The 21404-nt window shown below is 43.2% G+C and carries 20 protein-coding genes; 6 read left to right on the top strand and 14 right to left on the bottom strand.

What is annotated here, in order from left to right:
- Nucleotides 1-18: 18 nt before the first annotated feature.
- From PQ469_RS17075 to hemN, 4 genes are all read left to right on the top strand, one after another.
- Nucleotides 19-1206 carry a PAS domain-containing sensor histidine kinase gene (locus PQ469_RS17075; RefSeq protein WP_090653118.1) on the top strand — a complete coding sequence of 396 codons (1188 nt, stop codon included), beginning with the start codon at nucleotides 19-21 and terminating at the stop codon, nucleotides 1204-1206.
- Nucleotides 1203-2252: a response regulator gene (locus PQ469_RS17070; RefSeq protein ID WP_274208767.1), complete on the top strand. Its 1050-nt coding sequence runs from the start codon at nucleotides 1203-1205 to the stop codon at nucleotides 2250-2252. The genes PQ469_RS17075 and PQ469_RS17070 overlap by 4 nt, the downstream gene beginning before the upstream one ends.
- A gap of 81 nt (nucleotides 2253-2333) precedes the next feature.
- Complete coding sequence (locus PQ469_RS17065) at nucleotides 2334-3377, top strand: 2-hydroxyacid dehydrogenase (RefSeq protein ID WP_274208766.1); 1044 nt, start codon at nucleotides 2334-2336, stop codon at nucleotides 3375-3377.
- The gene (gene hemN / locus PQ469_RS17060) at nucleotides 3367-4737 is read left to right on the top strand and encodes an oxygen-independent coproporphyrinogen III oxidase (RefSeq protein WP_274208765.1); all 1371 of its coding nucleotides are present in this window, start codon (nucleotides 3367-3369) and stop codon (nucleotides 4735-4737) included. Before PQ469_RS17065 ends, hemN begins: the two co-directional genes overlap by 11 nt.
- 370 nt (nucleotides 4738-5107) lie before the next feature.
- Here the strand turns inward: hemN and adhP are convergent, their stop codons facing one another.
- The 11 genes from adhP to PQ469_RS17005 all read right to left on the bottom strand — a co-directional run bounded on the left by adhP (nucleotide 5108) and on the right by PQ469_RS17005 (nucleotide 16135).
- Nucleotides 5108-6142 (bottom strand): alcohol dehydrogenase AdhP, encoded by a 1035-nt coding sequence (adhP, locus tag PQ469_RS17055; protein WP_274208764.1) that lies wholly within the window; start codon nucleotides 6140-6142, stop codon nucleotides 5108-5110.
- 7 nt (nucleotides 6143-6149) lie between these two features.
- Complete coding sequence (locus tag PQ469_RS17050) at nucleotides 6150-6497, bottom strand: hypothetical protein (RefSeq protein WP_090653113.1); 348 nt, start codon at nucleotides 6495-6497, stop codon at nucleotides 6150-6152.
- A gap of 451 nt (nucleotides 6498-6948) precedes the next feature.
- Nucleotides 6949-7689 carry a YoaK family protein gene (locus PQ469_RS17045; protein ID WP_274208763.1) on the bottom strand — a complete coding sequence of 247 codons (741 nt, stop codon included), beginning with the start codon at nucleotides 7687-7689 and terminating at the stop codon, nucleotides 6949-6951.
- Nucleotides 7690-7791: 102 nt separating this feature from the next.
- The gene (locus PQ469_RS17040) at nucleotides 7792-8481 is read right to left on the bottom strand and encodes a sulfite exporter TauE/SafE family protein (RefSeq protein ID WP_274208762.1); all 690 of its coding nucleotides are present in this window, start codon (nucleotides 8479-8481) and stop codon (nucleotides 7792-7794) included.
- Nucleotides 8478-8900 carry a FixH family protein gene (locus tag PQ469_RS17035; RefSeq protein ID WP_274208761.1) on the bottom strand — a complete coding sequence of 141 codons (423 nt, stop codon included), beginning with the start codon at nucleotides 8898-8900 and terminating at the stop codon, nucleotides 8478-8480. Before PQ469_RS17035 ends, PQ469_RS17040 begins: the two co-directional genes overlap by 4 nt.
- Nucleotides 8901-8904: 4 nt before the next feature.
- Nucleotides 8905-10278, bottom strand: coding sequence for a cytochrome c oxidase accessory protein CcoG (ccoG, locus tag PQ469_RS17030; RefSeq protein WP_274208760.1), 1374 nt, complete (start codon nucleotides 10276-10278; stop codon nucleotides 8905-8907).
- Nucleotides 10279-10281: 3 nt separating this feature from the next.
- Nucleotides 10282-11181, bottom strand: a complete 900-nt coding sequence (locus tag PQ469_RS17025; RefSeq protein WP_274208759.1) for a cbb3-type cytochrome c oxidase N-terminal domain-containing protein — start codon at nucleotides 11179-11181, stop codon at nucleotides 10282-10284.
- Nucleotides 11178-11366: a hypothetical protein gene (locus PQ469_RS17020; protein WP_274208758.1), complete on the bottom strand. Its 189-nt coding sequence runs from the start codon at nucleotides 11364-11366 to the stop codon at nucleotides 11178-11180. Before PQ469_RS17020 ends, PQ469_RS17025 begins: the two co-directional genes overlap by 4 nt.
- 8 nt (nucleotides 11367-11374) lie before the next feature.
- Nucleotides 11375-13501, bottom strand: a complete 2127-nt coding sequence (gene ccoN / locus PQ469_RS17015) for a cytochrome-c oxidase, cbb3-type subunit I (protein WP_274208757.1) — start codon at nucleotides 13499-13501, stop codon at nucleotides 11375-11377.
- Between the two features lie 85 nt (nucleotides 13502-13586).
- Nucleotides 13587-13748, bottom strand: coding sequence for a cbb3-type cytochrome oxidase assembly protein CcoS (ccoS, locus tag PQ469_RS17010; protein ID WP_090653105.1), 162 nt, complete (start codon nucleotides 13746-13748; stop codon nucleotides 13587-13589).
- A complete protein-coding gene (locus tag PQ469_RS17005) occupies nucleotides 13745-16135 on the bottom strand; it encodes a heavy metal translocating P-type ATPase (RefSeq protein ID WP_274208755.1) in 2391 nt (796 codons plus the stop codon). Before PQ469_RS17005 ends, ccoS begins: the two co-directional genes overlap by 4 nt.
- A 150-nt stretch (nucleotides 16136-16285) precedes the next feature.
- On the opposite strand from PQ469_RS17005, the gene PQ469_RS17000 reads away from it, so the two are divergent.
- Together PQ469_RS17000 and PQ469_RS16995 are read left to right on the top strand one after the other, a co-directional pair.
- Nucleotides 16286-17212 carry a DUF542 domain-containing protein gene (locus PQ469_RS17000; protein ID WP_274208754.1) on the top strand — a complete coding sequence of 309 codons (927 nt, stop codon included), beginning with the start codon at nucleotides 16286-16288 and terminating at the stop codon, nucleotides 17210-17212.
- Between the two features lie 67 nt (nucleotides 17213-17279).
- Nucleotides 17280-19061 carry a hypothetical protein gene (locus tag PQ469_RS16995; RefSeq protein WP_274208753.1) on the top strand — a complete coding sequence of 594 codons (1782 nt, stop codon included), beginning with the start codon at nucleotides 17280-17282 and terminating at the stop codon, nucleotides 19059-19061.
- 67 nt (nucleotides 19062-19128) lie between these two features.
- Here PQ469_RS16995 and PQ469_RS16990 read toward each other — a convergent pair whose 3' ends face one another.
- The 3 genes from PQ469_RS16990 to PQ469_RS16980 are packed head-to-tail and all read right to left on the bottom strand — an operon-like array spanning nucleotide 19129 to nucleotide 21311.
- Nucleotides 19129-19983, bottom strand: coding sequence for a universal stress protein (locus PQ469_RS16990; protein ID WP_274208752.1), 855 nt, complete (start codon nucleotides 19981-19983; stop codon nucleotides 19129-19131).
- Nucleotides 19984-20424 (bottom strand): hypothetical protein, encoded by a 441-nt coding sequence (locus PQ469_RS16985; protein WP_274208751.1) that lies wholly within the window; start codon nucleotides 20422-20424, stop codon nucleotides 19984-19986.
- A gap of 26 nt (nucleotides 20425-20450) precedes the next feature.
- Entirely contained in the window at nucleotides 20451-21311 is an 861-nt protein-coding gene (locus PQ469_RS16980; RefSeq protein WP_274208750.1) for a universal stress protein, read from the bottom strand.
- Nucleotides 21312-21404: the final 93 nt, after the last annotated feature.

Below are 21404 nucleotides of genomic sequence, written 5' to 3'. Positions count from 1 at the left end.
TATGGAAAACACCTGTATATGGAAAATGCGGCCTTACTAAAAGCTATTATTGAAAACGCCATTGATGGTATAATTACTATCAACGGACGGGGCATCGTAGAAACGATTAACCCTTCGGCTTGCAAGCTGTTTTTGTGTACGCCGGAAGATGTTATTGGCAAAAATATATCGGTACTGATGCCGCAGCCATATAAGGCACAACATGACGAGTACATCCACCGTTATCAGCAAACAAACGATCCTCATATTATAGGCATCGGCCGGGAGGTTACGGGTTTACGAACAGATGGTACAACCTTCCCCTTCAGGCTCGCAGTAAGCGAAGTTGATTTTGCCGGCAGAAAGATTTACGCCGGTTTTATACACGACCTTTCAAGGGAAAAAGAAGCCGAGGAGCAGTTGCGGGATTATGCCGCCCACCTGGAAGATTTGGTTGAGCAGCGTACACAAACACTTAAAAATACAGTAGGCGCACTGCAACAGGCAAAAGAAGAGGTGAGTGTTTCGCTTGAAAAAGAGAAGGAACTGGGGCATTTAAAAAGCCGTTTTGTATCTATGGCCTCGCACGAGTTCAGGACGCCTTTAAGCGCCGTGCAGCTATCGGCGTCGCTAATAGAAAAATATGCCCAGCCTTATGATAATGCCAACATCCGCAAGCATGTAGCAAAAATTAAAAACGCGGTTGGCAATTTAACAACCATCCTTAACGATTTTCTGTCGCTCGAGAAACTGGAGGCCGGCCGGGTTGAGCCAACCTGTACACCGTTTGACCTGGTGAAATTTTCGGAAGAAATAACCGAAGAGCTGCAAATGGTTGCCAAGCAAAACCAAAGTATTATTTATCAGCACACCGGCACGCGCAGTATAGTAAACCTCGACCCTAACCTGCTTAAAAATTGTGTTATTAACCTGATGTCAAATGCCATCAAATATTCGGGCGAGAATACTTTTATCGAGTTTAATACCGAAATTGCCGATAGCAACTGTATTATAACTATAAAAGATAACGGCATTGGCATACCTGATACCGATCAGAAACATTTGTTTGAGGCATTTTTTCGTGCGCATAATACGGGCAATATTCCCGGTACGGGATTGGGCCTTAATATTGTTGCACGCTATACCAGTTTAATGAATGGCCGTGTTGAGTTTAAAAGCAATATTAACCAGGGTACATTGTTCACAATAACTTTTCCAATATCATGAGTAAAAAAGTTTTGATCATTGAAGATAATAACGACATCCGCGAAAACGTGGTTGAAATTCTGGAGCTTGCCAACTACCAGGTTTTTGATGCCAATAATGGCAAAAAAGGGGTAGAGATTGCCGTAAAAGAGTTACCGGATATTATTTTATGCGATATCATGATGCCCGAACTGGACGGTTATGGCGTATTATATATGCTGAACAAAAACCCTGAAACAGCTGCCATTCCTTTTATATTTTTAACGGCTAAAGCCGAAAGGCTGGATTTGCGTAAAGGCATGGAAATGGGCGCTGATGATTACCTTACCAAGCCTTTTGATGACATGGAACTTTTAAATGCTATTGAAAGCCGGTTGAAGAAAAAAGAACTGCACGAAACCTTTTACAGTAAATCGTTAGACAGGCTGGGCGGCCTGATAGCAAAAAATGACGGCCTGGCCGAATTAAGGAAGATAATCAGCGAGCGTAAAAGCCGCCATTTTAAAAAGAACCAGGTAATTTATTACGAGAGTGATAAAGGTAACGGCCTTTACCTTGTAATAACCGGCCGTATAAAAACAATAAAACTTGCCGAGGACGGACGCGAACTGATGACTGGTATTTACGTTGGTGAAGATTACCTGGGTATTAATGCTATTTTATCTAACGAACCCTTTTCAGATACAGCTACTGCGCTTGAAGATAGCACGCTTTGCCTTATCCCTAAAGACCAGATAGATCACTTGCTGAGCCATTACCCCGAAGTGGCCCGGGAATTTATCAAGTTACTTGCCAATGATATTCGTGATAAAGAAGATCAGTTGATGCAGCTGGCTTATCACTCGGTACGTAAAAGAATGGCCGAAGCATTATGCCGACTGCACCGGCAGCATGCGGATAGTGATGGGATTAAAATTACCCGCGAAGACCTGGCCGCCATGGCCGGCATGGCTACCGAAACGGTAAGCCGCACGCTGTCTGACTTTAAAGACGAAGGAATAATAGAAAAAAAAGGCAGCCTGATTACAATTCTTCAGCCCGAAAAGTTATCTAAAATGAAAAACTGATAATAATCATTTATTGAGTTGATAGTGCTCATTCTATTGCTGCTTATGCAATTGTAGTTTTGTTTTTATAAACAAGATACGATGAAAGCGGTAGCCTACAGTATAAAACCTTTCGAAAAAGAGTACCTGGCCAAGGCCAATCAAAAAAAACACGATATCACCCTGATTTCAAATCCATTGGGGCCCGATACTGCTATTTATGCCGAAGGTAAAGACGCTGTAATTGTATTTACCAATGATGATGTTTCGGCCGTTGTAATAGGAAAACTGGCTGCACTTGGGGTAAAATATATCGTTACCCGATCGTCCGGTACCGATCATATCGATAAAGATGCCGCCGCCGCGCATCATATAAAAATTGCAAACGTACCTTCTTATTCACCGCAAGCCATTGCCGAGCATGCCGTAGCTATGGCCTTTGCCCTTAACAGGCAGGTTGTGAAGGCCGATCAGCATAGCCACGCGTTTGATTTCAGGAACGACGGCCTCATCGGCTTTAACTTTGCCGGAAAAACCGTAGGGATAATAGGATTAGGCAATACCGGGCGGGCCGCGGCGGCTGTTTATCATGGGCTGGCCTGCAACGTTATTGGCTACGACCCATTTTTTCCGGCCGATGAAATTTATGCTAAACCGGTATCGCTTGATTATTTACTGCAAAATGCAGATATCGTAACCCTGCACGTTCCGTTAACTACCGGTACAAAGCATTTGATAAACGCCGAAAGTATTTCGAAAATGAAAAACGGCGTAATGCTGATAAATACCTCGCGCGGCTTGCTTATTAATACTGCGGATGCGCTTTCGGCAATTGAAAGCGGCAAAATAGGATACCTGGGTATTGATGTGTATGAATTTGAGAAAGGTTTATTTTTTGAAGATCATCAAAAAGATGCTGTAAAAGATCCGTTGCTAAATAAGCTGATGGAGCATCCCAATGTGCTGGTAACTCCGCACCAGGCATATCTTACCCGCGAGGCATTGCAGGAAATTGCCAACTCAACCATATCAAGCCTTGATTTGTGGCAGCAAAATAAATGCGTAGGCAAAGCCTGCGCATGTTCAAAAGAATGCCGGAAAACGGTAACCAACAACATAACGACAGACGTTAATAATGGAAAATAAATCGCTCCTGCTAACTGATAAATATAATGTAGCTGTTCCGCGCTACACCAGTTATCCAACAATGCCTTATTGGGATGCCAATACCTTTAGCCCCGAATTGTGGCAGCAATCGGTTAAATTTTCGTTTACAGAAAGCAATGCCCAATCGGGCATCAGTTTATATATTCATTTACCTTATTGCGAAAGCCTGTGTACCTATTGCGGCTGCAATACCCGTATCACCAAAAACCACAGGGTGGAGGAACCTTACATAGCGGCTGTTTTAAAAGAATGGGCTATTTATTTAGCAATGTTTAACGATATGCCCGTAATAAGGGAAATTCACCTGGGCGGGGGTACACCTACTTTTTTTGCCCCCAAAAACCTGCAAATGCTGATAAATGGCATTATTAAAAAAGCCAAAGTTCATCCTGATGCCGAATTTAGTTTTGAGGCGCACCCGGCAAATACAACGGTAGATCACCTGCAGGTTTTGTATGATCTTGGTTTCAGGAGGCTTTCATTGGGGATACAGGATTTTGACCCCAAAGTGCAGTTTATCATCAACAGGCATCAAACTCCCGATCAGGTGATGGCCGTAACCCAGCAGGCCCGCCGGATAGGCTATACATCAATCAATTACGATTTAATATACGGACTGCCTTTGCAAACTTTGGCCGGCCTTGCCGATACCATGAACAAGGTAGCCTTATTCAGGCCGGATAGGATTGCTTTTTACAGTTATGCCCACGTGCCATGGATAAAACCCGGCCAAAGGCGTTTTACTGAGCAGGACCTGCCCGATGCTGCCGCCAAAACCAAACTGCACGAAACAGGCAGGGCTTTGCTAATGCACTACGGCTACCATGAAATTGGTATGGATCATTTTGCACTGCCCGGCGATGAGCTTTTACACGCAGAACAAAATGGCAAACTGCATCGTAATTTTATGGGGTACACCCACCAGCATACACAGTTGCAAATTGGCTTGGGCGTATCATCTATAAGCGATTCATGGTATGCTTTTGCCCAAAATGTAAAAACGGTTGACGAGTACCTGCAACTTACAACTGCAGGGCAACTGCCGGTGTTTAAAGGCCATATTTTAACTGCAGAGGATTTGATTGTAAGGAAACATATCCTGAACATTATGTGCAAAGGCCAAACAGTGTGGAACCATCATGGCCAGCCTTGCGCTGCCGTAGCTGATGGCCTGGAGCGATTAAATGCCCTGGCAGATGACGGCCTGGTTGAACTAACTGCCCTGGGGATGACTGTTACCGAAATTGGCAAACGCTACCTGCGCAATATTTGCATGTGCCTCGACGCCCGCCTATGGGCCGATAAACCTGCATCGCAGCTGTTTAGTATGGCTATATAAAAATTGAGTGTCAATTAAAAACAAAATGTCATTTCGACGAATCTGAAGGGGATTGTGTACAGGGGGAGAGGAGAAACTATCTCTTGAGCGCAGCGAAAAATCTTTTACGCCCTACATTCCACGAAGTATTGTAGATATAGCAAGGCGTAGAAGATTTCTCCTCGTACCTCGTCGAAATGACATTTTTTGTTGAAAAGATGTTGGTACACGGTAGCTTTATGCATTAGTTCATTGCCGTTGGCTTCAGCCTGATTTTCGCATTCTGCCTTAAGCTTATGTCCATAGTATTTTTTAGCCCAAATAAAAACCAGGTAACTTTTAGGTTCCTGGCTTTTGTTTGGATTATGATGTTGATTTTTGGGGCGATATTTTATGGTTTGGCTATCTCTAATACAACGCGGCCGTCAATTTTGCCGGCTTTCATATCGTCAAACACCGTGTTGATATCCTCTAATTTGGCGGCGTGTACGGTTGCTTTAACCTTGCCCTCAACCGCAAACGCAATGGCTTCTTCCATATCTTTACGGGTACCAACTATTGATCCTCTTACCGTATAGCGGTTAAGCACGGTTTCAAATATAGGCAGGTCAAAGGCACCTTTGGGCAAGCCGTTAAGCGCGATGGTACCTTTGCGGCGCAGCGCCGAGATCCCCTGGCTAAAAGCTATTGGCGATACTGCCGTAACCAAAACACCATGCATACCGCCGGTTTCTTTTTGCAGGTACGCGCCAGGATCTTGTTCGTTAGCATTAACAACCAGTTCGGCGCCTAATTTTTGGGCGAGTGCCAGTTTGTCATCAGCAACATCAATTGCCGCCACGTGCATGCCCATGGCCTTGGCATATTGCACAGCAAGGTGGCCTAAGCCACCAACGCCGGATATAGCTACCCATTCGCCAGGTTTCACTTCCGTTTCTTTTAATCCTTTATACACCGTTACACCGGCACAAATAATAGGCGCCATCTCGGTAAAATTAATGCCCGCAGGGAAGTGCGCCACATAACGCGGGTCGGCCAAAACGTACTCGGCAAAGCCGCCATCTACACTGTAGCCACCGTTTTGCTGGGTTCCGCAAAGGGTTTCCCAGCCTGTAATACAAAACTCGCAACAGCCGCAGGCGCTGTGCAGCCAGGGCACACCTACAATATCTCCTTCTTTTACGTTCTTCACTTCGGCGCCCAGGGCCACAACATAGCCAATAGCTTCATGACCCGGAATAAGGGGTAGTTTGGGTTTTACCGGCCAGTCGCCATTGCAGGCGTGCAAGTCGGTGTGGCAAACACCACAGGAAATTACTTTAACCAATATCTGGTTTGCGTTCGGGGTTTTAACCTCCACGTCTTCAATTTGTAGTGGTGCGCCAAACTCACGTATTACGGCTGCTTTCATTTTTTGAGGTATCATAGGTATATTAAATAGTAAATACAATAAGCATCAGGGCATGAAGCGCTATGCTTGCAGCAAACAGGGTAAGCAAGGTTTTAATGCCGGCGCCGCCCATACCAGCAATAATGTTGGCAAAAAATAACGTTAAGGTTACAACCAAAACAAGTATAGGGGCGTTAAAATAATATAACAATATGGCGGGTACCGGTAAAAAAAATACACCCTGAAAAACCAGTGATACCAGAAACCATAATGTTTTACTATCGGCCTGGCTATTTACAAAGGTGTTCCATTTGTAAGTTAAACTTTGGGTGTTTTTTTCTGTTGTTGGTTTGGTGGTCCATTGGACACGGGTACTCATTGTAGTTTCCATGATTCAATTTATTTTTATACCGCAAATATCCCTGGAATTTGCAGGGCGCACCATGACAACAGGCACCCCAAAAAGTGACGCTGGTCACACCCGGGGGGAAGTACGCAGGAAAATAAAACGGGGGAGATGTATGATTCGTTACTTGGGAAAAGACGTATATCGCATGGCGGTTAAGACTCACCAGACATCGCTGCGCTTGTCACCCTCTCTTCACCTGCGGTGGAAAGAGGGGCTTGAATACTGAATATCAATATATTATATAGAAAAAATAAACAATAAATTTTCAAGCCCCTCTTTCCGGCGAAGCCGAAGGAGGGTTGCGGGCGCAGCCTCGCCGGGTGAGTCTCAGCCAGTGTTCAAAGTCGATGTTTGACTAAACATGTTACGAGTAGGATCTAAAAAGATTACAGTAGCCCGTTGGAAGTAATTAAAAAATATTAGATAGCAGTGTTTAAATCGGCCCTTTCAAACGGCCTTGCATACTCCGGTAATATTGTTTAACCGCAATACGGAAAATATCATACAATAAGGTGTATATTAATATGATAACAGGGACGAAAAAACAATAAAAATGCAGCCATCGAAAAATATAGGCACCTGCCAATGCGCCGCACATAAAAAAGAGGATAATAGCCATGCGTAATTTTATTTTTGCTTTTAAGGCTGTCCTGTCCTCTGCTTTACGCCTGAAAAACTGGGCAAGTTCAATTCCCAGGTCGGTAAATGTACCGGTAAGGTGGGTGGTACGTACAACCGAGCCCGAAACCATTGATACAAGCGCGTTTTGCAGCCCCATGGCAAATAGCAGGCTACCGGCAAATATTTCTTTTCCCACTAAACTATGATCATACCGGTAGCCCAATATTGCAACGCTGAGCAGTATGGTAGTTTCAATTAAAATGGGTATTACGTAAGAATAACGCTGATTTTTGCCTATCCGGGAAATAATAAAACTCGACACAAATGCTCCGGCTAAAAAAAGGAACATCCATAAGGCAATTACCCGGGCTGTTTTCCAGTTTTGCAGGGCAATTTGCTCGGCAAATAGTGCCGCATGCCCTGTTACATTGGTGGTAAGCACGCTAAAACCAAGAAAACCGGCTGCATTTACAAAACCTGCAGTAAGCCCAAGCAGCGAAGCAAGTTTTACGTTATGCTTGTACGTTCTTTTATTACCCAGGTGTCTCAGCATTTGTTATAAATAAGTCTTAAGTACTAAGCCCGAAGCCTTAAGTTCTGTGCTTGAATTTGTCATTTTTGACTTAGAACTTTAAACTTTCGACTGAGAACTATCCTAACGGCAATTGTTTATTTCCTGCGATTGTGTAGCAGGGCTTAGGTAGGGGATGTTTAAACCCAACCCGCGCAGCACAAACCACAACCCTAAACATACCATTAGGTAGGGCATGGCTTTATTGATACGGTTGCGAACCCGCGGCCCGATAAAACCCATACTTACCGTGGCCAGCAGCATTAACGGGAAAGTGCCTATCCCGAACCAGAACATATACTGCGCGGATGAATAGGGCGAACTTGTATTTACCGCGCCAATAAGCGCCAGGTACACAAAGCCGCAGGGTAGGAAACCGTTAAGCAAACCTACCGCGAAATGGCCAGCCTTATGTTTCAGCGCGAAACCTATAAGTCTGTTAATTGGGGCCAACATTTTGGGCATCAGCTTACTTTGGCTAAACTTAATTTTAAACATACGCGAAAAGCCGGCCATGATAATTAATAAGCCGCTTATTATGCTCACACTTTGTTGTAAACCGGCCAGCCAAAGCTGCCTGCCCAATAAGCCTATCAGCAAACCCAGCAGGGTATAAGTAATAACGCGCCCGGCGTTGTATACAAATTTATCAACCACTACCATCCACCACTGCGAATGAAACGATGGTACTGCAAAAGCAAGCGGGCCGCACATGCCAATGCAGTGCACGCTGCCAAACAGGCCAATAAAAAAAGCTATCTGGTTGCTGCTCATTCTATATCTACTTCCTTTTCGTACAGGTACAATTTTCGGTCGCTCTTCCATTCCAATACCATATTCCACCGGCCTTTAACAAGAGCAGCAGCAGCGAGATTGGCAGTTTTGCCGAGTTCGGTGTTTATGGAGAAGGTTTTATCGAGCGCCTGGCTGGAAGGGCGAATGAATTTGACGCTGCCTGTTGCGGGCGCTATAAAGGTTATGCTTACCTGTTTGCCGTTTATGCGTATTACCGGTTGGGCATGGTCTGTAACAACCTGTTTCTCTTTTGCATAATCTTTATCAAAATTAAGCCCTTTTTCATAATAATGGTGGTCATATTCATCGGCTGGTAAAGCAAACATTTTTACGCACATAAATATGATAAACAGCATGAATATGGCCATGCCCGCAATTAATCCTTTTCCCCAATTCATCTTTTTAATCATTTGGTGGCCCTACAAACGCTGTACTGACCGTTTGAATTACTTTGTTATTTAATACCAGGTTGATTTTGACATCCGTTTTTGCCGATTTGATATGCGTGGCCGGGACCATCAGGAAAAACACGGTTTTAACCGAGCTTCCGGCAGCTATTTTTCCGGGCGCCTGGATGTATTTTATCTTTATAGCCGGATCATTAGGTTGTATGGTAATATCGCGGCTTTGGTTTGATTTGTTGATAACCTCGGCATTATAAATATTACTTATAATACCATTTTTTTGTTCCTGGTACAACATGCCGGCGCTGCGCATAACCGCAAGGTCCATATCGCCCCTGCTGAAAATGAAGTAACAAAGCACCGTCATTAAAACAATAATGATTCCGCTATAGCCCATCATCCTGCCGGTAAACGACGGTTTCTGCTGCTTGTGGATCATGTTTTCAGAGTAAAATCCAATCAGGTTAAGCGGTTTATGGATTTTATCCATTACCTCGTTGCAAACATCAATACACGCAGTACAGTTAATACATTCCATTTGTGTGCCCTGCCTTATATCTATGCCGGTAGGGCATACAGATACGCATAGGCCACAATCTACGCAATCGCCTTTTGGGGGGGCATTATTGGCTGTTTTTGAAAGTTTTCCCCTTGGTTCTCCGCGTACCTCATCATAGGCTACCACCAGGGTATCCCTATCCAATAGTACACCTTGCAGGCGTCCGTAAGGGCATGCCACCGTACAAACCAGTTCCCTTACCTGGCTGTAAACCAGGTAAAAAACAATAGTAAAAACCCAAATGCTTAAAAAGCCAACCAGGTGCAGCTGTACCGGTTCGGTTATTATTTTAAATAATACATCGCTGCCTACAAGGTAAGCCAAAAAGGTGTTAGCTATCAGGAACGAGAATATGATAAACAGCAAATGTTTGCTCCCTTTTTTTAGTATTTTTTCTTTGGTCCAGGGGCCTGCGTCTAATTTTTTTTGTTTGCTGCCATCTCCTTCAATCCAGTTCTCAATCTTCCTGAAAAACATTTCCATAAAGATGGTTTGCGGACAAATCCATCCACAAAAAACGCGGCCGAAAGCGATAGTAAACAGTACCACGCAAACCACAAATACCAGCGATGCCAAAACAAACAGAAAGATATCCTGGGGCCAGAAAACCTGCCCCAGGATAACAAAATGCCTCTCCATGAAATTCAGCAGCAATAAGGGTTGCCCTTTTATCCTGATAAGCGGCCCTGCAAAAAACAGCAGGAGATAGGCGTAGCTAATCCATGAACGCCATTTATATAATTTGCCCTTGCGGATTAGCGGGTATATCCACTTGCGCTTATTAGTCTCTTTCGCTACCAGTAATCCGTCCATAATTTATTTATTTGCTGCAAGTTTATCATCGGTATCGGCCTCTTTTGTGCCTTGTGGTTCTTTTGCACCGGCAGGGTGAGTACCATGTAATGATTTAATATAATTAGCTACGTCGGCAATTTGCTTAGGCGATAATTGTTTTTCCCAGGTAGGCATACCTTTTGCAAGCACACCGTACTTAATGGTTTTAAACAAATCGTTAATCTTGCTGCCGTGCAGCCAAAAATCATCTGTAAGATTGGGCCCCACATTCCCCTGGGCATGATCGCCGTGGCAAGCAACGCAATTGGTTTTAAATATACCCTCGCCGGATGCAATTACTGCCGGGTCTTTTACCAGTTTTACCGTGTTTTCATCTACCCGGTTGGCGGCTTTGCTTAGGTATGCCTTTTTTTCGATGTCGGCCTGTACCATTTCTGTTTTATACTCAGCATACTGCAGCTGCCCGGTTTTAAATACGTGGTAGTTGAGCAGGTAGCCTATTCCAAAAATGATGGTGCCATAAAAAAGGTACATAAACCATCCTGGTATCGGGTTATCCAGCTCCTGGATGCCATCGTAATCATGTTCAATAAGGATTTCTTTTTCTTCTTCCAATGGCCTCAGTGACAGGAGTTTTTGCCAAACTTCTGCCTTTGGCTTCTTGTTTTTCTTTTCCTTAACGGGATTCATTTGCGCGGCTATCTCGGCATCTGATAGTCCTTGTTGTTTAAGCATTACGCGTGCTAAAACATTAAATGTTTTTACCAGCACCAACATGGCTATTAAAAAAAGCAGCAGCATGCCAACAATAGCACCATAAGCAATATAATTCATTACATCACCCGGAATAAGACCATCAGCCATAACGGGCTGAATAAATAATATAAATGCTGATATTAATATAATGCGGTGGTACTTCATGATTGAAAAGGTTGTTGATCTGTTAAACTATCTTTTAATGGCAAATCGCTCATATATTGAACATGTGGCTTCCTGATGCGAAAGAGCATGATGGTTACTACAATAAAAAACACAAAGAATATCCCCAACGAGAAAAGCAGGTATGCCTGGTTTGCGTTGATGTTTTCTGTAAATTGCTTAAACATGATGGTGATTATTTATTGGCAGTTTTGTTAGCTTTAATGTCTGTTCCTAACCGTTGCAGGTAAGCAATTACGGCTATGATTTCCTTATTGCTTTTTACTTTAATATGATCGGCATACAGGTTGTCCCTTATCTCTTTTTCCTGTTTTTCAAGGTCCTGGTTGGCTATGTTTTCATACCCCGCCGGATAGGGAACGCCTAATTTGCGCATGGCATTTATTTTTGCGCGGGTTGATGTAGTATCCAGGTTTTGGGTTATCAGCCAGTCGTAATTAGGCATGATACTTCCCGGCGACATCAGGCGCGGATCCATCAGGTGATTGTAATGCCAGGCGTTGCCATATTTTTGACCTTCGCGGGCCAGGTCGGGCCCGGTACGTTTTGATCCCCATAAAAACGGGTGGTCGTACACAAATTCGCCGGCCTTGCTGTATTCACCATACCGTTCAGTCTCTGACCTGAAAGGGCGTACCGTTTGCGAGTGGCAGTTAACACAACCCTCGCGGATGTATAAGTCGCGGCCCTGCAATTCAAGTGGTGTATAAGGTTTTACAGAGGCTATGGTAGGTATGTTGGAAGATATGGTTAAGGTAGGCATCAGTTCAATAAAGGTACCTACAAGGATAACCAACAGGGCGGCAATAAGCATTTGGATAGGTTTACGCTCCAACCTGCGGTGCCAGCTATTTTCCCTTGCAATCATATGAACGGGTTCAAGCGGCATAGCCTGCGCAGCCTCATTGGCTACCAGTTTGCCTTGTAGAGCAGTGCGGGTAAGGTTATAAGCCATAACTATTACGCCTAATAAGTACATAGCTCCGCCTGCAGAACGCATCATGTGCATTGGTAAAATTTGGAGGGTAGTTTCCAAAAAGTTTGGATATTTCAGCATGCCTTCGGCAGTAAACTCCTTCAGCATTAAGCTTTGTGTAAAACCCGCCCAGTACATTGGTATGGCGTAAAAAAGGATACCCAGTGTGCCTATCCAAAAGTGGAAGGATGCCATTTTTTTGGAGAACAACTCAGTTTTATAAATGCGCGGGATTAACCAGTACAGGATTGCAAATGTTAAGAAACCATTCCAGCCTAAAGCGCCAACGTGCACGTGGGCGATGATCCAGTCGCTAAAGTGAGCTATACCGTTAACTTGTTTAAGGGAAAGCATAGGGCCTTCAAAAGTGGCCATACCGTAGGCGGTTAAGCCTACTACCATGAATTTAAGGATCACATCGTCCCTCACCTTATCCCATGAACCGCGCAAGGTTAATAGGCCATTGATCATACCTCCCCAACTTGGTGCTATCAGCATAATAGAAAAAGCTACACCTAATGATTGTGCCCAACCTGGTAAGGTGGTATATAAAAGGTGGTGAGGACCTGCCCATATATAGATAAATATAAGCGCCCAAAAGTGCAGGATACTTAGTTTATAGGAGTAAATAGGGCGGTTGGCCATTTTGGGTAAAAAGTAGTACATCATACCCAGGTAGGGGGTAGTCAGGAAAAACGCAACCGCATTGTGGCCATACCACCATTGCACTAATGCATCCTGAACGCCGGCATAAACCATATAGCTTTTAAATGCCGATACCGGTAACTCAAATGAGTTTACAATATGTAATACTGCTATGGTAACAAACGTGGCTATGTAAAACCAAATGGCTACGTATAAATGTCTTTCGCGACGTTTAAATATAGTGCCAAACATGTTCCAGCCAAACACAACCCAAATTATGGTGATGGCAATATCTATAGGCCATTCCAGCTCGGCATATTCATGTGATGTGGTTAAACCTAAGGGAAGCGTAATTACTGCCGATAAAATAATAAGCTGCCAACCCCAAAAATGGATTTGGCTAAGTATATCGCTAAACATCCTTGCTTTGAGCAGGCGTTGCAGCGAATAATAAACGCCCATAAAAATGGCATTGCCCACAAAGGCAAATATTACCGCATTGGTATGTAACGGACGGATACGACCGTATGTAGTGTACTGGTTACCCATGTTGGCGGCCGGGTGATAAAGCTGAATGGCTACAATTAAGCCTACAGTCATGCCGATTATCCCCCAGATTACGGTAGCGATACCAAAATTCCGGACGATTTTGTTGTCATAGTAAAATTTTTCGGGCTGCATAAAATGTTATCTTTTTATGGGTGTAAAATTATTGAAGTGCAATGGGTGACAGAATGATGACAGTTTGCTTTAAAAGTGATTAGCATCACTTTTTATCGGCTTCAGCATCGTCATCATCAAGCAGGATACGCATAGATGGTGTGTACAGGTCATCATTTTGACCGCTGCGCTGCGCCCAGAAAAAGGCGGCTAAAAATATCAGCGCGAGCAAAACGCTGCAGCCAATTAAAAAATAAATGATGTTCATATGAGTTTTCGTTTTTTGGCTGCAAAATGGGTTGCCAGCGTAGTAAATGAAATAATGGTAACAGTACTCAATGGCATTAATATGGCGGCTATTAAAGGAGATAAATGACCGGTAACCGCGTAACTAAGGCCTATGATATTGTAAGTAAGGGAGATGAGGAACGACAGGCGGATGACGTTTACCGTATCTCTGGCAAAGCGAAGGAAAGCTGGCAGTTTGCTAAATGATTTTCCATCTAAAATAGCATCGCAGCCCGGCGAAAAGTTGTTTACATCATCTGTAACCGCTATCCCAGCATCGCTTTGTTTTAGTGCACCCGAGTCATTTAATCCATCGCCCAGCATTAAAACTTGTTTCCCTTTTTGCTGAAGCGCTTTTATAAACTCCAGCTTATCCTGGGGCGACTGGTTAAAATGCATGGCTTTATCGGCCTTAAAAAATTGTACCAGGTCTGTACGTTCATGATCATGATCGCCTGAAAGCAAAAACAGGTCATAGTTATTAGTTAGCGAGCCGATGTTTTCCATCCCCGCCCTGTATTCCTGCGCAAATTGAAAATACCCCAGGTAATGGTTATTAATCATGATATGCACACTGGTATTGCGCACGCCACCCTCGGCAAAGCCAAATACGAAGGCTCCGCTACCCATGCGTAAAGTATTGCTTTCTACAGTTGCTGTAATTCCCTTACCGGGAATCTCTTTATAATCTGCTACCGGCAGCTTTTTATAGTCGCCTAAAAATTGACAGATCATTCGGCTTAGGGGATGTATCGAGTTACGGCAGGCACTGTATATCAACTGTTTTTGTTTTTCGGTAGGCTGGCCTTGTATTACTACGCTTTTGCTGTTACCTGTTGATATAGTGCCGGTTTTATCCATTACAATAGTGTCAATGGCGGCCAGTTGTTCAACAATCCGGGTATTTTTAAGGTAAAAAAGGTTCCTGTCAAATATGCTTAGTGCCGCGGCCATGGTAAAGGGTGTGCTTAGGGCAAGGGCGCAGGGGCAGGCAATTATAAGTACGGCAGTAAAAGCATCAATTCCCCGCCGGTAATCGGTAAATAGCCAAGCCAATAATGCCCCAAATGCAATAATCAGCAGCGCTATTGTAAAGTATTTGCTAATTGTTTCACTAAAGGTCTTCGTCTTGCTATCCTGTTTCCGGGTAAAAGCTTCGTTATTCCAAAGCTGTGTAAGGTAGCTTTGCGATACCGGCTTCACTACTTCCAGCTCAATGGCATCGCCGGTTTGCCGCCCTCCCGCGTAAATAATTTCGCCCCATGTTTTATTTACAGGGATTGCTTCGCCGGTAACAAAACTAAAATCAATGAGCGCATCTCCTTTTAGCAGGATAGCATCAGCCGGAATAATTTCATTATGGCGTATCAATATCCTTTGGCCGGTAACAAGCTGTGCCAGGGGTATAGGTTTTTCAGTATCGCCGGTTAATACCTGTACTGCAACGGGAAAAAATGAGCGGTAGTCGCGCTCGAACGAAATATGGTGATATGTTTTTTGCTGTACAAATTTGCCCACCAGTAAAAAGAAAACCAGGCCGCAAAGGGTATCGGCATATCCGGCCCCGGTATGGGCTAATACTTCGGCTACGGTGCGAATGAAAAGTACAGCGATGCCCAGCGCTAATGGAAAATCAATATTGAGGGTCCTGGCTTTTAAATTATTAAAGGCAGAAACAAAATAATCGCGACCACAAAAAAATACCACGGGCAATGTGAATACTATATTCAGGTAGCCAAAAAAATGTTTAAAAGTTTGCTCAAAGGCCGAAAGGCCAAAATATTCGGGAAAGCTTAGCAACATAACATTGCCAAAGCAAAAACCGGCCACAGCTATTTTTTGAACCAGGTTGCCTTTATTGGCTGAGTTTTGCTTTTTGATAACATCCTGCAGACTGATTAATGGTTCGTAACCGATATCATAAAGCAACTCTACCAACTGTTGCAAGCTGCAAATACGATGATCAAAACGTACTATTAATTGCTTTTTTAAAAAGTCGACCCTGGAGTAATGTATGGCAGGGTTAAACCTGTTTAATTGTTCAAGCAGCCACAAACACGAGCTGCAATGAATGTGAGGTATATATAAAGTGATGATAGTGATATGCTCATCGGTATAATCCAACAAATCGTTAACTATAGATGATTCGCTTAAATAATCAAATCGTTTGCTAACCCGTGCCCGGGTTGCACCCGGGTGATCGTTGTAATTATAATAACTGCCAAGGCCGCTGCCTGCCAAAATCTGATACACACTTTTACAGCCCTGGCAGCAAAACTGTTTTTCATCGGCTATAAATGAGGTAGTTAAACATTCATCGCCGCAATGGTAGCATAATGTTTTAACAAGAATTGTGTCGTTCGTCATCTTTTTATTCTGGTTTATCAAAAGTCCATTTTAAGGGCGGGAGTTTAAATGATGGACGTTATGGGCTAATGTGACCCTCGTCATTTTTTGGGAGCATGAACGCTGATAGATTTGTAGTTGATGAATAGGCCGGAAACTTTTGATGTTAGGATGATTGATCCAGACACAACGCACGTTGATATTTTTGAAAAGCTAAGTGCGTTGGAGATTGGTCAATCAATAGTGATAAATCATGACCAAAACCCGCGGCCGCTTTATTTTCGTTTACTGGCAGAGTGTAAGTATGCGTTTGGCTGGGAAACACTGCATGATGGGCCCGAAGTTTGGCGTGTTCAGGTCACCAGGAAAACGGCCTGGGTAAATAATGAAACCATAGGCGATATAGTATCTAAAGATTACCGGCATGCCACGGTGTTTAAAAGGTTGGGCATTGACTTCAGCTGCAACGGAAAAAGGACGTTGGAAGAGGTTTGTCTTGATGATCATTTGGATATAAATGACCTGCGCCAGCAGCTGGCACAGTGCTTAAACCAGCCCATGATACAAACTATAAACCTATTAAGCTGGGCGCCTGCTTTTTTGTGCCGTTACCTTGTTAATCTAAATCACCAATACATCAAAATAAATACGCCATTCATAACCGAACTTGCCCAAAAAATGGCTGTTAGTTATGGAGAAAGCCATCCGCAGATTGGCCAAATTAGCACAATTTTTTTTAACGCGGGGAAGGTTTTGATGCATGATGTATCAATTGAAGAGTCCTCGTTGTTTCCGGATGTTGTAAAGCTATCCGAATGTTATGTTAAAGGACGTACGCTTGCAGAGGATGAAACGGGAGCTGTTTTAAGTGCTTTTTACGATATAATGGCTTCGCACGAAAAGATAGCAGCTGATTTTCGCCTTATCAGGCAGTTAACCAATAATTACCAGGTTCCACGTTATGTTTCTCCATCCTACAATATATTATACAAGCTTTTGCAGGACTATGAGGACGATTTGCTATTCAATTTTCATCTTGAAAACAATTTGCTTTTTCCTAAAGTGATAGCTATCCGCGATAAAATGCGATCAACCTAAATATTCCCTTAGTTACCTATTTATAAACACTGATGTCAAACAATTCTGCTCTTAAATATTTTATATTATGATTCACACATTTCATATCCCGGTTTTGGGCCTTGGTTACTCCATTGATACCCCGCTAAAAGTTGCCCGTTATGGCATATCGTCTGTTATATCTATTGTAGACGATGAGTTGATTGAAAGAATGCGGGCTTACCACAGCCAGCTAAATAATGAGCCCTATACCGCAATAACCAAAAAAGAACCTGATTACAGGGCAAAGCGGATTACTGCTTATCTCGACCTGGTTAACCTGTTGGCCTCGCGGCAGTTTGACCATTTGCGGGCCATGGACTTTGACAAAGGAAACGACCTTTGCCGGTATTTTGAGCTGCTGCCTGAGCAGTCAAGATTAAGGCAGGGGTATGACCTGATGCTCGATTATCCCGAAGGAATGCAAAAGAAATTATTTCAGCAAAGGCTGATTAAAGAGATGGAGCCGGGAAGCATTGATGTAAACATCATGTCGAAACTGGATAAAATGAATTACACCGCCAACGGCGATTACAGTGGTGATACCTTTACAGATGCCCTGGCAGCGTTGCGGGGCTTTGCAAATAGTAAACTCCGTTCGTCAATTATTTTATCGGCAGGTATGAACCCTCGTTTATATAGTTACCTGGAGGCTTTTCCCGTTTTTTTTCCTGACGATGACGGGCAACTGGCTAAAAAAGTTGTTTTAAAAGTAAGCGATTTCAGGTCTGCGTTCATACAGGCCAAATTTTTGGTTAAAAAAGGCTTGTGGGTATCTGAATTCAGGATAGAATCGGGCCTTAACTGCGGCGGGCACGCGTTTGCAACCGAGGGGTTTTTACTTGGGCCTATATTAGAGGAGTTTAAACAAAAAAGGCAGGAGATGCTTGACGAGCTGTTTAGTACTTACCAGGCCGTGTTGTTGCAAAAGCAAATAGTTATAGCCCACCCGCCAAAACAAAAGCTTACCGTACAAGGAGGTATTGGTACGGCGTATGAAAACCGGTTTTTGTTAGATTATTATGATATGGACGCTACCGGGTGGGGAAGTCCTTTTTTGCTGGTACCTGAAGTAACCAACGTTGATGAAAACACGCTTACCCAATTAGAAACCGCTACCGAAGATGATTTTTACCTAAGCGGATCATCGCCATTAGGGATTCAGTTCAACAACTTTAAAAAAAGTACCTCGGAAGAATTGAGAATGAGTCGTTTAGAAAGAGGCCGGCCTGGCAGCCCATGTGCTAAAAAGTATTTGGTAAGCAATACCGAGTTTACCGAAACACCGATTTGTACGGCCTCAAGAGAGTATCAGCATTTGAAAATTGAACAGCTGCAAACCCTGGAACTTACAGCCGACGAATATGAGCAGCAGTACCAGGCAGTTACCGAAAAAATATGCCTGTGCGAGGGGCTTTGCGCATCTGCTTATATAAAATACGATTTGTTAAAACCAAGGGAAAATAAAGCGGTTGCCATCTGTCCGGGCCCTAACCTCGCTTATTTTTCGCGGGCTTACTCATTGGATGAAATGGTGCAACATATTTATGGCGCCACGGATTTGCTTGATAAAATAAAGCGGCCGCACATGTTTATAAAGGAATTGAACCTTTATATCGATTATCTTCAAAACGATCTACAATCGCAACTGAAAGATATTACCGAAAAAAAGAAGAAACAATTGAGCAAATTTAAATTACAGCTGCAGGATGGAATTGCCTATTACAAAGAATTGTTCGCCAGTTCGGCAAATCAAACATCTGGTATAGTGCAGGATTGGATAAATGATTTGACCACTTCAGAAGAGCAGTTGAGCGGAATAGCCATATAGTTATAGCCAAAGTGGAATATATGGGCAGCCCTTTTTTGTGAGGGCTGCCTTTTTATTTATTAAATGTTCAGGGCCTTTTAGGTAATACCATAACCGGGATGGTTATATGGTGGGTTACGTGGCTACTTTGGCCGCGTTTAAAAAAAGATATCATTTGTTCTTTCGGCTGTTTAGCAACGGCCAACAAGTCTGCCCGTTTATTGGCTTTTAGCCATTCCCAATCTTTTTGATGCTTTATATCGGGTACACTACGAAAGTATACGCCTCCGCAACGCAGGTCGGTATAAAGTTTGCGGTTAATTTCTTTTTCCGCAGCTTTTGTATCATTGTCGGCTGGATTATTGTTCAGGTGAGCAACCATCAATTCGGCGTGGAAACCATCCATCAGGCTGCCAAGTTCTGCTATTGATAATATATCTCCGGCGTCCAGGGTAGTGGCAAATGCCATTTTTTCAATATTGCGCAGCGGGGTGTTTTGAGGCACTACCAAAACGGGTACAGTTGTCCAGTCTATTATCCTGCAGGATGCGTCGCTCATCATAAAAGATGCCAAGTCATCAGTTTCAAGCGGGGCCATAACAATCAAGGCTATCTCCGTATCGTTTATGATTTCTGTCATCAAATCTACCATATCCGTACTGCCGGTGTAAACAGATGTTTGCGGCATAAATGATCCCGGAAAAACCCGTTTCATTAAGTCGGCTTCCAATGTTTCTGAAAACGCTGCAAGCTTGCTATCAATCATCAATTCTTCGGGATAATCTTCTCCACTTAAAACCGGCTGCGCATGAAATATCGCCGGTACCAGTTGCAAGTGATAAAATTTAACATTAACCCTCATCTTTCTGGCAAGGTGTAACGCATACTTGGCCGCATGGGCAGATTTTTCTGAAAGGTCGGTCAAAACTGCTATGGTCTTCATTTAGTTATCTTTTAATACTGGAATAATTTTGCCGGATGCCATAATTCTTTCCGCATAGGTAAATAACTTATTTTTTGTTGCCTTTAAGGCATTCATAGCTTCGGTTAAGCCACTTGCCAGTTCACTGTATTTTTCAATAAAATGAAGGTCCATCGCTTCTTTCTCATTACCTACAAACGGTTTAAGAAATACGAGAAATGCAGGTATATCGGATTTAAGACTATCGATTTTTTTTGCCTGTTTGGATACTTCCTGTTCAAATTCTTCCTTTTTTATCATCATATCAGGAGTAAGTTCAGCGTTGTTATATTTACAAAGAATGTTATTAAAAAAACGGATTTCATCCTCCATAAAACAAACATCTTTCATCCACTGGCCGGCTAAAATATAAAGCTCCTGTATTTCATCTTCTAACCCGGTATCGGGGGTTAACTTATTCATGGCGGTAATTTTTATTAAAGTAAGTGTTAAGATTTTTCAGGTATTACTAATAATGGTAAAGCAATGTGCCCTGCCATTTTTTTAGTATGGCTGCCGGTAAACAGCGAGGCAAGTAAACCACGATGGTGGTGCACCATAGCCAGCATATCAACATTCCCGTAGTTACATAACCAGTTAAGCCCGGTTTCGGTTGGGGCCTGTTTAATAATTAATGAACCTGTTTTGGCATATCCTGCAATTTGTTTAACCTCTTGCACCATTTCGGTCAGGTATAATCCTGCTTCGGCGGTGTCTTCGCCTTCGTGGCAAATGTGTATCAATTGTATGGTTGCATTTAATAAAGTTGCCAGCGGCAGTATGCCTGTAATGGTCGTAAAATCTTCGGCCTTATGTTTCATATCAAGTGCAATAGCAATGGTTTTAATATGGGTATACCTGAAGCCCGATGGGATAAGCAATAATGGGGTTGGTGTGGCATCAATCATATTGCGTGCATGGTTACCAAGCATTAAGCTGCTTATGCCCCCGGCGCCATGTGTTCCGGCAACTATCAAGTCAGCATGATCCTGCTCGGCCAGTGTTTTTAACACATCAGTAGCTGTGCCTGGTTGGGCCTTAAGGCTGATGTGGGGTTTAAAATCGCCATCGGCGTGTTGTGCTTCAAGTGCTTTTTTTAGCAGCTTTAGTTCGGCTAGTGCGCCTTCTTCAATAACGTGATATTCTTCCATAGGCCACACAATTACGCCTGCTTGCGGAATTTCGGCGGGGATTATCATCGCTGTGCATATTTCTATATCGCTTTTGGTTTGCACTGCCAGCTTGTAACCAAAAATGGCGGCATTTTTGGCATTCTCTGAAAAATCGGTACCAATCAATATTTTTTTCATGGCTTTTACTGTTTAATTATTTTGAGTAAAGCTCAGGAAATGAGGGTGTTTAAAAAGTGACGCCTGTCACTTTTTATTATGATGCTATATCAT

This window comes from Mucilaginibacter sp. KACC 22773 (assembly GCF_028736215.1).
Classification (GTDB): domain Bacteria; phylum Bacteroidota; class Bacteroidia; order Sphingobacteriales; family Sphingobacteriaceae; genus Mucilaginibacter.
Note: the sequence above shows the minus strand (reverse complement) of the source record. Positions and strands in the feature narration are given on the sequence as shown.

What these genes read in the sequence shown, in the direction of transcription:
- PQ469_RS17025 (WP_274208759.1), bottom strand. Translation starts at nt 11,181, where the DNA reads ATGAAGTACCACCGCATTATATTAATATCAGCATTTATATTATTTATT.
- PQ469_RS17020 (WP_274208758.1), bottom strand. Translation starts at nt 11,366, where the DNA reads ATGTTTAAGCAATTTACAGAAAACATCAACGCAAACCAGGCATACCTG.
- hemN (WP_274208765.1), top strand. Translation starts at nt 3,367, where the DNA reads ATGGAAAATAAATCGCTCCTGCTAACTGATAAATATAATGTAGCTGTT.
- PQ469_RS17005 (WP_274208755.1), bottom strand. Translation starts at nt 16,135, where the DNA reads ATGACGAACGACACAATTCTTGTTAAAACATTATGCTACCATTGCGGC.
- adhP (WP_274208764.1), bottom strand. Translation starts at nt 6,142, where the DNA reads ATGATACCTCAAAAAATGAAAGCAGCCGTAATACGTGAGTTTGGCGCA.
- PQ469_RS17040 (WP_274208762.1), bottom strand. Translation starts at nt 8,481, where the DNA reads ATGAGCAGCAACCAGATAGCTTTTTTTATTGGCCTGTTTGGCAGCGTG.
- PQ469_RS17000 (WP_274208754.1), top strand. Translation starts at nt 16,286, where the DNA reads ATGATTGATCCAGACACAACGCACGTTGATATTTTTGAAAAGCTAAGT.
- PQ469_RS16980 (WP_274208750.1), bottom strand. Translation starts at nt 21,311, where the DNA reads ATGAAAAAAATATTGATTGGTACCGATTTTTCAGAGAATGCCAAAAAT.
- ccoG (WP_274208760.1), bottom strand. Translation starts at nt 10,278, where the DNA reads ATGGACGGATTACTGGTAGCGAAAGAGACTAATAAGCGCAAGTGGATA.
- PQ469_RS17065 (WP_274208766.1), top strand. Translation starts at nt 2,334, where the DNA reads ATGAAAGCGGTAGCCTACAGTATAAAACCTTTCGAAAAAGAGTACCTG.
- PQ469_RS16990 (WP_274208752.1), bottom strand. Translation starts at nt 19,983, where the DNA reads ATGAAGACCATAGCAGTTTTGACCGACCTTTCAGAAAAATCTGCCCAT.
- PQ469_RS17050 (WP_090653113.1), bottom strand. Translation starts at nt 6,497, where the DNA reads ATGGAAACTACAATGAGTACCCGTGTCCAATGGACCACCAAACCAACA.
- PQ469_RS16985 (WP_274208751.1), bottom strand. Translation starts at nt 20,424, where the DNA reads ATGAATAAGTTAACCCCCGATACCGGGTTAGAAGATGAAATACAGGAG.
- PQ469_RS17075 (WP_090653118.1), top strand. Translation starts at nt 19, where the DNA reads ATGGAAAATGCGGCCTTACTAAAAGCTATTATTGAAAACGCCATTGAT.
- ccoS (WP_090653105.1), bottom strand. Translation starts at nt 13,748, where the DNA reads ATGAACATCATTTATTTTTTAATTGGCTGCAGCGTTTTGCTCGCGCTG.
- PQ469_RS17070 (WP_274208767.1), top strand. Translation starts at nt 1,203, where the DNA reads ATGAGTAAAAAAGTTTTGATCATTGAAGATAATAACGACATCCGCGAA.
- PQ469_RS16995 (WP_274208753.1), top strand. Translation starts at nt 17,280, where the DNA reads ATGATTCACACATTTCATATCCCGGTTTTGGGCCTTGGTTACTCCATT.
- ccoN (WP_274208757.1), bottom strand. Translation starts at nt 13,501, where the DNA reads ATGCAGCCCGAAAAATTTTACTATGACAACAAAATCGTCCGGAATTTT.
- PQ469_RS17045 (WP_274208763.1), bottom strand. Translation starts at nt 7,689, where the DNA reads ATGCTGAGACACCTGGGTAATAAAAGAACGTACAAGCATAACGTAAAA.
- PQ469_RS17035 (WP_274208761.1), bottom strand. Translation starts at nt 8,900, where the DNA reads ATGAATTGGGGAAAAGGATTAATTGCGGGCATGGCCATATTCATGCTG.